This window comes from Paenibacillus sp. FSL H7-0350 (assembly GCF_038593195.1).
Classification (GTDB): domain Bacteria; phylum Bacillota; class Bacilli; order Paenibacillales; family Paenibacillaceae; genus Paenibacillus_AQ.
Genome location: NZ_CP151972.1, coordinates 5,836,856 through 5,850,089, shown reverse-complemented (window position 1 = coordinate 5,850,089; position 13,234 = coordinate 5,836,856). Strand labels below are relative to the sequence as shown.

General features: G+C 50.7%; 15 protein-coding genes. 1 reads left to right on the top strand and 14 read right to left on the bottom strand.

Translation table 11 applies throughout. The features are described from left to right. Positions 1-3: 3 nt before the first annotated feature. The 3 genes from NYE24_RS26480 to NYE24_RS26470 form a co-directional block, all read right to left on the bottom strand. Positions 4-246, bottom strand: a complete 243-nt coding sequence (locus NYE24_RS26480) for an HTH domain-containing protein (RefSeq protein WP_342477058.1) — start codon at positions 244-246, stop codon at positions 4-6. A 98-nt stretch (positions 247-344) separates the two neighbouring features. Further along, positions 345-1,118, bottom strand: a complete 774-nt coding sequence (locus NYE24_RS26475) for a creatininase family protein (RefSeq protein WP_342477057.1) — start codon at positions 1,116-1,118, stop codon at positions 345-347. A gap of 314 nt (positions 1,119-1,432) precedes the next feature. Beyond that, the gene (locus tag NYE24_RS26470) at positions 1,433-2,335 is read right to left on the bottom strand and encodes a LysR family transcriptional regulator (protein WP_036697271.1); all 903 of its coding nucleotides are present in this window, start codon (positions 2,333-2,335) and stop codon (positions 1,433-1,435) included. Positions 2,336-2,474: 139 nt separating this feature from the next. Here NYE24_RS26470 and pyk point away from each other — a divergent pair, with 139 nt between their 5' ends. Next, positions 2,475-3,905, top strand: a complete 1,431-nt coding sequence (gene pyk / locus NYE24_RS26465; protein ID WP_342477056.1) for a pyruvate kinase — start codon at positions 2,475-2,477, stop codon at positions 3,903-3,905. 33 nt (positions 3,906-3,938) lie between these two features. On the opposite strand, the gene NYE24_RS26460 is transcribed toward pyk, so the two are convergent. The 11 genes from NYE24_RS26460 to NYE24_RS26410 form a co-directional block, all read right to left on the bottom strand. Then, entirely contained in the window at positions 3,939-4,742 is an 804-nt protein-coding gene (locus NYE24_RS26460; protein WP_342477055.1) for a hypothetical protein, read from the bottom strand. A gap of 372 nt (positions 4,743-5,114) precedes the next feature. Then, positions 5,115-5,417 carry a hypothetical protein gene (locus NYE24_RS26455; RefSeq protein WP_342477054.1) on the bottom strand — a complete coding sequence of 101 codons (303 nt, stop codon included), beginning with the start codon at positions 5,415-5,417 and terminating at the stop codon, positions 5,115-5,117. A gap of 149 nt (positions 5,418-5,566) precedes the next feature. Beyond that, a complete protein-coding gene (locus NYE24_RS26450; protein ID WP_256708042.1) occupies positions 5,567-5,761 on the bottom strand; it encodes a RidA family protein in 195 nt (64 codons plus the stop codon). Positions 5,762-5,929: 168 nt separating this feature from the next. Continuing rightward, on the bottom strand, positions 5,930-6,352 hold the full coding sequence (locus tag NYE24_RS26445; protein WP_342477053.1) for a VOC family protein: 423 nt from the start codon (positions 6,350-6,352) through the stop codon (positions 5,930-5,932). Positions 6,353-6,664: 312 nt separating this feature from the next. Beyond that, positions 6,665-6,823 carry a hypothetical protein gene (locus tag NYE24_RS26440; protein WP_179090535.1) on the bottom strand — a complete coding sequence of 53 codons (159 nt, stop codon included), beginning with the start codon at positions 6,821-6,823 and terminating at the stop codon, positions 6,665-6,667. 315 nt (positions 6,824-7,138) lie between these two features. Beyond that, the gene (locus NYE24_RS26435) at positions 7,139-7,999 is read right to left on the bottom strand and encodes an IS3 family transposase (RefSeq protein ID WP_342479201.1); all 861 of its coding nucleotides are present in this window, start codon (positions 7,997-7,999) and stop codon (positions 7,139-7,141) included. An 11-nt stretch (positions 8,000-8,010) separates the two neighbouring features. Continuing rightward, positions 8,011-8,328 (bottom strand): transposase, encoded by a 318-nt coding sequence (locus NYE24_RS26430; RefSeq protein WP_342477004.1) that lies wholly within the window; start codon positions 8,326-8,328, stop codon positions 8,011-8,013. Positions 8,329-8,513: 185 nt separating this feature from the next. Beyond that, positions 8,514-9,320, bottom strand: a complete 807-nt coding sequence (locus NYE24_RS26425; protein WP_342477052.1) for a hypothetical protein — start codon at positions 9,318-9,320, stop codon at positions 8,514-8,516. Between the two features lie 15 nt (positions 9,321-9,335). After that, positions 9,336-10,634 carry a radical SAM family heme chaperone HemW gene (gene hemW / locus NYE24_RS26420; protein WP_036697281.1) on the bottom strand — a complete coding sequence of 433 codons (1,299 nt, stop codon included), beginning with the start codon at positions 10,632-10,634 and terminating at the stop codon, positions 9,336-9,338. Positions 10,635-10,638: 4 nt separating this feature from the next. After that, entirely contained in the window at positions 10,639-11,925 is a 1,287-nt protein-coding gene (locus NYE24_RS26415) for a radical SAM protein (protein ID WP_342477051.1), read from the bottom strand. Positions 11,926-11,948: 23 nt separating this feature from the next. Continuing rightward, the gene (locus NYE24_RS26410; protein ID WP_341029085.1) at positions 11,949-13,232 is read right to left on the bottom strand and encodes a radical SAM protein; all 1,284 of its coding nucleotides are present in this window, start codon (positions 13,230-13,232) and stop codon (positions 11,949-11,951) included. Positions 13,233-13,234: the final 2 nt, after the last annotated feature.

The window sequence follows — 13,234 nt, the reverse complement described above, 5'->3', positions numbered from 1 at the left end:
CAGCTACAAACTATGAGCTTCGTCCCCATTAAGAAAGAGATTGCTTACATTATAGCTGTCCATAATATAGTATCCTCCACCCTTGCCGCTGGTCGATGCAACCGGTATGCCGGCTTCGCTTATTTTCTCAATATCCCGGTAGATCGTCCGCAAGGATACCTCGAAATGCTCAGCAAGCTCCTTGCCCGTTACCGTACCTTGACCGGAGATGATTAGCAGCATGGAGAGTAATCGATTGACTCGCATGATGGGTGTGTGACGCTAAGGAACGTCTCCTCCTTTGGGTGGGATTTTTTACTATCCATTATTTAAGGCTACTTGGTATAGGATGTTTACGGTATTCATTAGTTGTACTTCTCCCCGATTTTCCTAACATAGGCTTCTTCGAGATATTCTTTTAATCCATCACATTGATCTTTAATCAGTGTCATCCATAAGATCTTTCCTTTTGCAGCAAGCTCTTCTTCACTGTATTGTCCTTTGATAAAAACTCCCCAGTTACCATCCTCTGTAAGTTTGTCCCAGCCAATATAATCGGAATATCTATTGTTTTCTTCCGGTATTTCAGAGCCCATGGCTTCTAACTTTACTAGCTCAGGACATAACCACATTGCCGTACAAACACCAGTTAACCCACCATGTATTTCATTGCGTCCATCTAATCCAGCGGCCTTCACTGCATTATCCCACGAACCGTTATAACCGGGGTAAATAACAATGATGTCTTGATATTTATAATTCATATGTTTAATAAATGCGTTATACCAATATGCTCCACCATGCCCTGAACATAGGAGATATTTCTTGAAACCTTGTCTTCTCAAGCCCAATATTATATCTTCAAGCATAGCAGTCAAAATATTAGGACTAACAGTCACTGTTCCTTTGAACGCTGCATGTTCTTCCGAGGTATTGAAGGGTAAAACGGGCAAAACGTATGCATTTAGTGCTTTACCATATTCATTGGCGTAAAGCTCAGCAATCAAACTGTCTATATGCATTGGCAAATAAGGCCCAAATTGCTCTGTAGCCCCAACGGATATGACTACAGCGTCAATGCCGCTTAAAGATAATTCTGTTGTGGTATTTGTATAATCTAGCATGGTTAGCTCCTTCATTGTTGATCTAGGTTACTTGATAAGCACGACTAACCTTCGATCCCCTCCTCGATCAGCTTGCCTCGAACTCTCCTAGCCATGCGCTCCACACGGAGTACGACAGCGGAAAACAGCAAAACTCATGCTTTCTCCGTATCAATTCACTATCTATTTCCCATTTCAATTCTTGAAAAGGACCCGGGGATTTCATGGGAGCTTGGCATTCGCGCCGATTCTTGTTTTTATTGTACCTCTCCTACCAAATTCTGCACAATCCTAAACCTCTCAACACTGTATCGACCAATGACAAGGGTGTGATTTGCCCCATCGAAAAGTTAATTCCTTGCCCACCCTTTCGACTGCTCCCGGACCAGTGAGAGAAATGCTGCTGCCGCTGGCGACAATGCCTCCTGTTTCCGGGTACAGACGGCAATCGGATTTAGCAGCGAAGTGCCGTTAACCATCACACGCTCCACTTCCCCGCGCTCCACATTGTCCCTTACCGCCAGGGAGGAGATGAAGATGGCTCCATAGCCCGCGATGACGGCCCGAACCATCTCGTTCACCCCATTAAATTGTAGACCGACCTTGGGAGGACTGACGTTCAAAGCCCGACATAAAGAGAAGAGACGCTCCCGGGTTGAACTTCCTTCTTCACGCAGAATGAAGGGAACCTTCATCATTTCCGCTAAAGTAATTTCCTTTCCTCCGTATGGATGGTTTTTCGGGACGATGAACCAGAGCTCATCCTCCAGAAGCTCCTCCCATTCAATACCCGGTTGCTCCTCCCAGCCGCCTCCGTATACGGCTACCTCGGCATCGTAATGTAGTAGCCCCTCCACCGCTTCCCGGGAATTCGCAGTATTCAAGACCACCTCCACGGAAGGATGCTCCTGCTTGTAGCGTGCCAGCCATTCCGGCAGCAGGAGATTAGCAGGCAGATAGGTGGCGACAATCCGCAGGATACCGCTGAACCCGGCCTTGTATTCACGGACTGCCTCATCCAGCTCACGCTCCAATGCAAACAATCGTTTGGCATGACTGGCCAGCATCTGACCCGCATCGGTCACTAAGATACCACGCCCCTTGGGGGCTAACAGTTGTATGCCTAATTCCTTCTCCAGATTGCGTACCTGGGCCGTAACCGCAGGCTGACTAATCCGCAATTCCTCCGCAGCGCGGGTGACTCCGCCTTTTTCAGAGATGGTGTGAAATATTTTAAGGGCATGAAGATTCATAAGATGACCTGCCTCCTACATCAAAATTAATGAAGAACGAAATTATATATATTTTTCTGATGAATCATTATGCTTTATTGTAAGGATAAGGGAAAATTTTCACAAGGTAAAATAATTTATCGATGAAGGAGAGAATTTCATGAGCAAAACTAAAATCGTCTGTACCATCGGCCCCTCCAGCGAAAGCCCCGAAATGCTCCGTAAGCTGATCCAAGCAGGTATGAATGTCGCCCGCCTGAACTTAGCTCACGGTGAGCTGGAGGAGCACGCAGAGCGCATCCGCCACATCCGGGAAGCAGCCAAGGAGCTAAACCAATATGTGGCCGTCCTGCTTGACATCAAAGGTCCGGAAATTCGTATCGGCAAAATGGCCTCGGACTACGTGGAATTGGTACCAGGGGGAACAGTGGTTCTGACCACAGAGGAAGTGCTCGGCACGAAGAACCGCATCCAAGTCACCTATAAGCAGTTACCCCAAGATGTGAAGCCCGGCAGCAGTATCCTGATTGATGATGGTCTATTGCGTTTGGAAGTCGTAAAGTCCGAAGGCACCGAGATCACCTGCCTCGTCAAGAACGGCGGCAAGCTGAAGCCGCGCAAGGGTGTCAACGTTCCCGGCATCAAAACCAGTCTTCCCGGTGTAACTGAGAAGGACATCCTGCACATCAAGTTCGGCGTTGAGCAGAATATCGACATCATCGCTCAATCGTTTGTCCGCAAAGCTGCAGATATTCTTGAGATTAAACATATTCTGAGTAAACACAAGGCCGACCATATCCAAATCATCGCCAAAATTGAAAATGACGAGGGCCTGGAGAACCTGGATGCCATCCTGAGCGTAGCCGACGGACTAATGGTTGCCCGCGGAGATCTGGGCGTGGACTTGCCGGTGGAGGAGGTGCCGCTGGTTCAAAAAGACATGATCAAGAAGTGTAATCTGGCCGGAAAACCGGTTATCACCGCCACTCACATGCTGGAGTCCATGCAGATGAACCCGCGTCCGACCCGTGCAGAAGCAAGTGACGTCGCCAACGCTATCTTTGATGGCACCGATTCTGTCATGCTGTCAGGTGAATCTGCCGCAGGTAAGTACCCGCTGGAGTCCGTCGAGACCATGGCCCGCATCGCCGCCCGCGCTGAGTCCGTCCTGGGGAGCTATGGCCGCTGTAACTGCATGGGTAATGAAACTGCCATCAACGTAACAGGTGCCATCGGCGAATCTGTTGTCCGCACTGCCCTCACGCTCTCCGCCAGGGCTATTCTCGCCCTAACTGAAAGCGGCTTTACTGCCCGGATGATCGCCAAGCACAAGCCCGCTGCACCAGTCATCGCCGTATCCACTAAGGAGAGCGTGCTACATGCCCTTTCTTTGACCTGGGGTGTAATTCCTCTGCTCCGCGACGAGTCTGCTTCCAGCACTGATGCAGCCGTAGAAGCCGCCGTTGAACTGGCGAGGTCTGCTGGATACGTACAAAATGGCGACTTGGTGCTCATTACCGCCGGTGTCCCTGTAGGCTGCGCGGGAACCACTAACCTGCTGCGGGTACACCGAGTTGGGGAAGGGATTTAAATAAAAACGGGGTTCGTATTTTACTCCAGCCTGTTAGAAACGCGGATTGCCCCCGATCAAATCTTTGGTCATTGGATCAAAAAACATTGTAATCGGTCCCAGTAGGCCGTTCATTTCCGTATCAAATTGAACGGATACAACAACATCTAACTTTCTGTCATCCATCCAATAGCCAACGTTTTTTCCAGACTCTAGAATCACTTTGGCTTTCTCTTTCGGCGTGGTTAAGGTGCTTCTTTCCTTTTCAGAGATTTGGGCCCAAGCTAGATTCCGAAATTCATCTTCATTTTTAAGTTTGTCATAATGGAAGACATAATAGTACCATCCACCGCCCAGATTCTTATAGTCATTGACATAGCTGAATTTCGAAGGATCGCCTTTGGCCATCTCTGGTAGGCTGATATAGGTTATGCCTTGCTGATACAAGTTGTCTTCGGCATTACACAAAAAGTCAATACTTTTACTAGGGTCATCATTTAAGGAGGATATCCTTTTTACAACACCTTCTTGAAACAATGTTTGAGCGATTTGTTGAATTTCAGGGTCTTGGATGTTCTCGATGGAATAATCTTGTTGAAGTATGACAGGCCGAGTCTGGAACACTTTTTCATTCTCTAACAGATAACCGCCTAGAATATCAAAATCTTCACGACGGTTTTGAAAATATTCAATAACCCCAGTCTCTGGACGCTTCAACACTTCGCTAACGTTCAAGGGAATAATGAAATCACTTGCCGTAACATGCTCCGTGCCCTTGCTTTTCATGCCAGCACATCCGCATACCGTCAATGCAAAACAAGTTAGAACTGAAATGAATTTCATCGGCCAAAGCTTCATATTGCTGACCCCCATTAAGACATACGTTGTGAATTCATGTCACGAAATAGCTTCTCGGTATTATTCTATAAAAACAGTAATAACATTGATGCTCACCTTAGGTATGACGGTTGCAGGGGGCGGGCTTTCTGTTTATGCAGGCTAAGGTACTTCCTGGCAGGCCTCTCCCAGAGGCCTCACTGGCTCCAGGTCTGTGTTAGCGAATAGAGTTGCAAGCAGCGCGGCTGGCTCAGCTGTGACGTCAGAGACACAAGATGAAGTGACCCTCAGTATATCCAATGTTGTTTTTGACGGGGACAATCTTGTCATGAAGACTGTGAGAAGCTTGTGCCTGGAGGTCACGCCAGTGCTTAATTCATACGACTTGTAGCATTAGGTATGTTGTAGCGGCAGCTTATACATTGATCCTGAAGTTTTTCTTAAAATTATTTCAATGATTTCTTCAGTTTCTCTATGGTCAGTTTCTATATGTTCTTGAAATCTACTCTCATTAAATGTAGCTACACCTGCTTTTGTATGCTGTTGGTACCAAGCATCATAAGTGTTCCCGCGTTTTTCAATACGTTTTTTAATTGTGTTTTCGGATGCCAAGAGACAAAAATGAAAAACTTCTCGATCCATACTTTTAAAACCGTTGTAAATGTACTCGAAATGTACAGCTTTATATATTGTCATAGGAACAATAAGATGTTTCTTGTACTTCTTCAATAATTCTTGAGCTGTCTTTACAGCAAGTATTCTCCATAATTCTATATCCTGAAAATCATCAGTTAGTTCTAATTATTCACTAATTATTTACGTATTCTTCATGTATACTACGCAACCTAACCGAAACAGCTTCCAAAGACTGAACGGGCATGGATACCTTTTTCTCCGAAAACATCCAGCATCAGATCAGAACACCCATTTAGCACTTTATGATGCTCTTCAAAACTGGCTACCGCATTAACAAAGCCCTGAATTTTAACCACCCGTTTCACCTTATCCAGTGTATCTAAAGCTGTTTGTATTACAGCCAAAATCTCAATCCCCGTTTGCCGTGCAAACTGTTTGTTCAGTCATTTTCAATCTCCTCACTCATCAGATTTGGAAGAAATACAGTAAGGAATCAAGTTTCATTTTGAAGCCGAGTCGATATTAAACAGGACTGCAATTTCTATAATCATTCGTTTTAAATTCATGAGATATCACCTAACACGTTTAGCAATCGGATGATTCTGATTCAACTCCAGCAGGTCCCATAAATTCCCGTATAAATCTTTAAAGACAGCTACTTTTCCGTACGATTGATCTTGGGGCTCTCTAACAAATTCAATGTCCTTAGAGACCATATCCTTATAATCTCTCCAAAAGTCATCCGTGTTCAGGAACAGAAATACCCGCCCACCCGTTTGATTACCGACAAATTGCTCTTGTTCAGGTATGGACGCCTTGGCAAGCAAGATCGTAGTCCCAACTGAGCCAGGAGGCGAAATCACCACCCACCGTTTATCCTGCTCCGGCTGATATGTATCTTCTACTACTGTGAAATTCAACTTTTTTGTATAAAATTCAATGGCCTCATCATAATCGTTTACGACCAGAGCAATATGTACAATGGACTGAATCATTTGTCATTTCTCCTCACCCATATCATTTAGTGTTTACAGCTCAATTACTTTCAATCGTTTAGATTGCAGCCGCTAACTTGGCAATAACATTAAAATAGACATGATCCGAAAACAATGAACTGCTTTAATGATTTCATGACATCCTATCCTCTACGGTTTTTAACCTATCTTATCACAGAGAGCATCGAGAATCAGGATCTACCACTGCTTAGTCCAAACGGGCTCCATGCTGGAGCAACCCCCTTTTGAAGTGAAAATCCTATATGAAAGCATACAAAAAGAGGGGCTGTTACAGCCCCACGCAGGAGACAATCATTCATCTTTAGCTTTAGGTTTTACCGTCATGGAGAAGACAACCCCAAAGATAATCCCGAAAGTAATGCCTAGTGGAATACTATGGAGAGCTGCACCAAATACCACACCAAAACACAAGCCTAAAGATGCACCGGTTACAAGAGATTTATTGTTCATAATCCACGCCTCCTTTCCCAATACAACGAATTTAAACAGTATCGGCTGGAGTATCCAACACATTGCAAATAAGCCGGACCGCATACTTAAGTATGCAGGCCGGCTATCTCTGTTACCTCTACTTGGCTATGCCCTCAGCATAGTGCTTTCTCCCACTCTCCCCAGCGGACTGCAGGGCCCTTATTCTGCGAGAAATCCAACTTTATCAGCTGTCGCGGACTCCAGGGCCCTTATTTGCAGGTTATTCGCCTGAGAGGGTTCGCAGAGAGGCAATAAGCGCACTCCTGCTCTTCTGTCAATAAAGTGGACGCCCAATTAAACGACTGTCTGGTAGTAAAGTTGCTCAAAACGCACTGGCGACATGTATCCCAGAGTACTGTTGGAACGCTTACGGTTGTAAAACAACTCCAAATACCAGTATAGCTTTTGGTATGCCTCTTCCATGGTTTTAAACTTTGGATGACTGTAAATCAACTCGCGCTTCAGAATGCTGTGGAACGCTTCTATACAAGCATTATCGTAGCAGTTGCCCCTGCGGCTCATACTCGCTTTCATACGATAGGTTTGGAGCTGTTTCCGGTAATCCTTGGAGGCATACTGAGATCCTCGGTCGGAGTGGTGTATCAGGTCCTTCCCAGGCTTTTTCGCCTTGTAGGCCTGCTTGAGGGCGTCTAGAACCAGATCTGTGGTCATCCGGTCACTGAGCTTCCACCCCACAATCTGTTTCGTATACAGGTCCAGAATACTCGCCAAATAGAGTTTGCCTTGGCGACATGGAATGTACGTAATATCGGCCACCCATTTTTCATTTGGCCTTGTGGCCGAAAAGTCTTGCTTCAGTTCATTGGGCGCGATCGGCAGATTGTGATTCGAATCCGTGGTCGTGACCCGATATTTACGGGCCATACACGAACGTATCCCTTGCTCGCGCATGAACAGGCCGACGGTACGCTCGGAGACCTTCCAGCCCTCCTTTTGGAGTTCCCGATGAATCCTTGGGCTGCCGTAGGTGCCCCCTGAATCCTGGTGATACCACCGAATACGCTGAATCAGCTTCTCTTTTCGCTCGAGGCGTACCGGCTGCTCTGCCGCACGCCATTTGTAGTACCCGCTTCGGGATACCTTTAGGACCTTGCACATCTTCTCCAATCGAAAATCCGAGCGGTGATCTTCGATAAACTGGAACCTTAGTTCTTTTCTTTGCTGAAGATGTGCAGCGCCTTTTTTAGAATGGCCAGTTCTTCTTTCAGGTCCTCGATTTCACGTTCTTTGCGGTGATTCTCCGCTTCGGCATCCTTAAGCGTCTGTTCAATCTGACGCATTTTCTCCGGATGGTGAATGGCCTCCTGCTCGAATTGGCGGTACTGAGAGATCCATTGGTGAATTGTACTCTTGGGGATATTCAGCTCCTCACAGATATCCCCTATACTCTTGGTCTGCTCCTGCACATATTTCACCGTCTGCTTCTTAAATTCTTCATTGTATCGTTGCCGTCGTTCCCCCACATTGGACACCTTCCTTCGTTAAGCCTATTATCCAGTGTCTCTTAACGTGGCGTCCACTTTTTATTCTAATTGCATCCAGTCCGCAGACCGGCAAAAAGGTACCTTTTCTTGAAAATAAGGGCCTTCAGGTCCGTTAAGGAGCAGATTGGGCACTCGAAGGTCCTCAATCGCCCTCCCATCCCCCATCAAGCATTCATCAACACCTGAATGCGCTCCACATCCTGGCTGAATTTTTTGGCCAGGCGGGCTTTGCCGAGGTTGGACTTCACGATCTTCTGCATGCGCTTGTCATCGGTCACTGCGAATTTGGCCAGCATCTTAAAGCCCGCTTCGGGCGCACGCTCGACGAAGACGCTAAGTGCGTATTCCAGACCCTTCGAGAGCACGCGGAACTCTTCCGCACCGTAGCGGGTCTGTCTGGCGGCAATCTGGTCAAGAATCTCCTCGGACAGCTCCAGCGCATACAAGACATTGGCCTGCTCCTTCAGCATCGGCGGGTGGGCCAGGGCGGCGACGAAGGCCCGCTGCTCCAGCGCGTTAGCCGTGCTTTTCATTCCGTCGAACAGTGCGCGGAGCGCGCTGAAGTCCTGCTCCCCGATGCGCTGCAGCGCCATCGCTGCCGCCTCGCGCATCCGCCAGCGGGCGTCATTCATCGCCGCCCGGCAACGCTCCAGAATGATCTCCCGACGGGCAGGCTCCGCATAGCGGTAATAGCTGCCCATCGCCTGGAGCGCGCAGAACGGCAGGAACTCGCGGGCATCGTCGGTCGGCGCTTCCGCCTCCGTCTTGACGCTCCATGCCACCACCAGCTCCCACGCTTCATCCGTCACCCAGTCGGACGCGAAGGCGTCCGCGAAGGCGGAAGCCGCCCCCAGATTGGCCCGCGGCCCCGGCAGGTTCGACTCGCCCATCAGGCGCTGCTCCAGCTCCGCATACTTCCCGGCCTCCTGAAGATCGCCGTAGAAGACGTTTTTGCTCATTTTACTGTTCATTCCAGTACCCCTCCATTATTTTGGAAAAGCCATCTTGATCTGCTCCTCACAGAACTCCTTACATACATTGTTGCCCCAGAACAGCCCGTGGAAACGCGTCAGCGCAATCGTGTCCTCGCGGATCTCCACCAGCCCTTCCTTCACGAACTTATCGAACAGCTCCGGGAAATGCTCCTCCGGGAAAACGCCGAATTTGCGGCGGAACTGCTGGCGGTCAACCGCTGTACGGCGCAGGCCCATCGCCAGGAACTGGTTGGGCAGATCCTCTGCCTTCACTTCGTAGCCTAAAGCAATGGGGAGGTCGCCGGATGTAACTTTTTTCACATATTCAGGGAGTAATTTCACATTCTGGTAGGCATAGCCGCCCACATCGCCGAACGCCCCCAGCCCCACCGAGAGCAGGTCCAGGTAATCGTCGAAATGCTTGCGGCTATACACATGATGGCCTCCCGGCCGTACGAAATCATACGTCGATTCCACCGAATAGCCCTGCGACTCCAGATAACGGCAAGCCTCCACATACATCTGCTGTTCCAGCTCAAGACCGCCGCAGGCCGGAAGCTCGCCGCTGGCAATGCGCTTAGCCAGACCGAAGCCGGGGATGATCTTCAGCGGAAATAGTGTGACATGGCCAATGTCCAGCTCTACTACCTTCGCCAGATCCTCCAGCCATTCCTCCATCGTCTGGCCCGGCAGATTGTACATCAGGTCCAGGCTGACATTGGTGATCCCGGCTGCTCTGGAATCCTGAATACTGCGCAGGGAATCCTCACCGGTCTGAAGCAGCCCAAGGCGTCTGCCCAGCTCATCGTTGAAGGTCTGCACCCCGAGACTGATCCGGTTCACCCCAAGCGCCTGAAGCAGCTTCAGCTTGGCAGCGGTGAACGAGGCGGGATTGCCTTCGAACGTGATTTCCTCAACGCTGTGCAGGGGAAGCGTGGCCTGGAGCTGCTCGAATAGAGCGGTGATCTCTTCCTCGTCCAGTACACTGGGCGTCCCGCCGCCGATGTAGAGCGCCTCCACCGAGCAATTGCGGATCTGCGGCGTCTCCCCGTACATCTCCAGCTCGCGGAACAGCGCAGTCAGATATTCCTGGCGGGCTCCCTGCTCGTTGAACGCCTTGGGGTACGGGCAGAACGGGCAGATGGAATCGCAGAACGGAATATGTACATAGGCCAGCTTGGAGCTTGCCGCAGCTTGATTCAGGTTCATAAGGGACGGCAGGCGCTTGCTGTCCTCCGGTGACACCGGAGTGTTCCCCATAGGATAATGTCCGATCCCGATCTCCCGGAACGGATACACAGGCTTGTTCATTCTATCAAGTCCTTCCTCCAATTGAATTCATAAGCATATCCTTATAAATATGGCGTGAAGCTGACAGAGCACCGGTTAGCAGGTCAGCACTATAATTCTTGGACTGATAGTAGGCTGGAAAAAGCAAGTTATCCTCAGCCCGGATCACCTGCTCCTGTAGAGCAATATGGTATAGTGCGGTGTGAGGGTAGACACGGATGCCTTGGCTGGCCAGAATATACACAGGGTTCATCTGATTGACCATCTGTACTGTCTCCTGTACCGTATCCGCATTCTCTCCCGGCCCGCCGAACAGCAGCGATACCGAATAGGGAAGCTGATAGTGCTCCAGCAGGCGTCCCAGCTCAATCAGCTGCTCCGGGGTGAACTGCTTGCCCATCTGCCGGAGCATCTGCCGCGAACCCGAGTCGGCCCCGATGTCTACGAAGCGGCAGCCGGTCTCCTTCAGCGAGCGGATCAGCTCCTCAGTAATATGGGCCGGAGTCAGAGCGCAGCTCCATTCCAGCGAGGGGCTTGTGCGGCCGATCAGCCTGCAGAACTCCACCGTCTCCTCCACCTCATGATTGAACACCCCGTCTACAAAAGTGATGTTATGCACCTGATAGCCGTTCTCCAGAATCTTCATATCTTCGCTGAACTGCTCCGCAGGAATCCGGCAGGCACCGGGATTCATGTAGCCCTCCGAGCAATAGATGCAGTGCCGGCTGCAGCCTCTGGAGGCCTGATAGCCCATCGAGGCTTTTTTGATGCGGGGATTGGGGATAAAATACTGCGGAGCGAACAGCGACTTCGGGGGAATACGGCTGTACACCGGATGATAGGCAGGATCTGCATGACGTACCGTACCTGTCTCCGGGGCCTGCCCCTGTTCCATCTCACAGGCCAGCCGCACTGCTTCCGCTTCGCCTCCGCTCCCCTTGATTCCGTAGTCCGCCCCCAGCTCCTTCACCAGCTCGCCTGGCATCACCAGCATCGCAGCCCCGCCAAGCAGTACCTTGGCTGAACTGCAAGTACGGCATACCTGCATGACTTCCTGTATAAAAGCAAGATAGCTCTCCGGCTGCTGAATCACCTGGTTATCGATGTTGCGCACCGAGAGGCAGATCAGATCCGCTCCGGTGACCCGCAGCTCCTCGCGAAGCGCCTCCAGCGGCTCAGCCACAAAAGCCAGATCCAGAAAACGGGTGCTAAATCCGGCAGCCGTGAGGGCCGAGTAGACCATCCCCGCGCCGACAGGAAGAACCGGCATCGGCCGGAGCAGGGTATTCGTAGACACTACCAGTATTCTCATGATTCACTCCACCCTGTCTTCCTTCAAATGAACATCCAGTCCGGGTTACGCTCCCGGTACGGGGCGCAGATGCGGTTCGCCTGCTCCAGACTCAGCTGCGGGGACATGAAGAACTTCGGATGCAGCAGATCATCCGGCTCCGGCGAACCCACATAGCTATACATATCGGTGGACGGCAGAATACGGATGCCGAACAAGCCGAAGATGCGCTGCACCGCAAGCTCCTCCATCAGATCCAGCGTCTCGTGCAGGGTCTCCGGCGTCTCCTCCGGCCCTCCGATCAGCAGACAGAAGCTGAAGTCCAGCTCCTGATCACGGCAGAGCTGGACCACCGTCCGGATCTCGGCCTGCCGGAAGTTTTTCTTGAACGACCTGAGACAGACATCGCTGCCTGAATCAATCCCGAACTCCACCTCCGTACACCCAGCCCCTTTAAGCAGCCCGGCGAATTCTGCCGTGAAGAACCGCGGATTCAGGAAGCAGCCCCAGGACAACGGCAACGTCCGCCCGATCAGCTCCCGGCAGATCTCTTCGGCATGCTCGAGCGGATAGTTGAACACACTGTCCACGAAATCAAAAGCACCGATGTCATACTGCACAACCATCTGCTCAATCTCATCGGCAACCCCCTTCGGCGACCGCAGGCGGACGGCCCGGCCCTCCAGTGACGGGTAAGCACAATAGGTGCAGCTTAGCGCACAGCCCCTTTTGGTCAATACATTATGGCGGACCTTCCGCTCTACATCATAGCTGTGCAGAAATCCGCTGCGGCTCGGGAAATACTCCTGATCCAGCTGCTCCGGTGCATATGGCGACCAGTAATTCCATTCCCCGGCCCTTGTTCTGAACATCAGCCCGCTCACTGCGGACGGCACCTGCCCCGCTTCCAGCTGGCCCAGCAGCTCCACGATACTGTCACAGCCGTCTCCGACAATGCCGTAATCGGCTCCTGTCTCCTGCAGCCACTGCCGGGGCAGAAGCGAGAAGCCCGCCCCTCCCAGAATAATGCGGGCGGTACAGTTCCATCCCCGGACCCAATCGACCAACGCACAGACCTGGTCCACGAAGCTCCGGGGGTACTGCATGCAGCAGTTATCGAGGTTGCGGATGGATAGACCGACATAATCCGGCATATAGGCATTGAGGTAATCCGTAACGGTCTCCCGGTTATACTCCAGCTGGGTCATGTCCAGCATGCCTGCTTCCCAGCCGGAAGCGACAAGACTGGCATGAATATAGCTAAGACCCAGCGGGAATACAGGCGGCCGCTTCTCCGTATTCGCCGAGATCAGCAGCACTCTGCCCATGC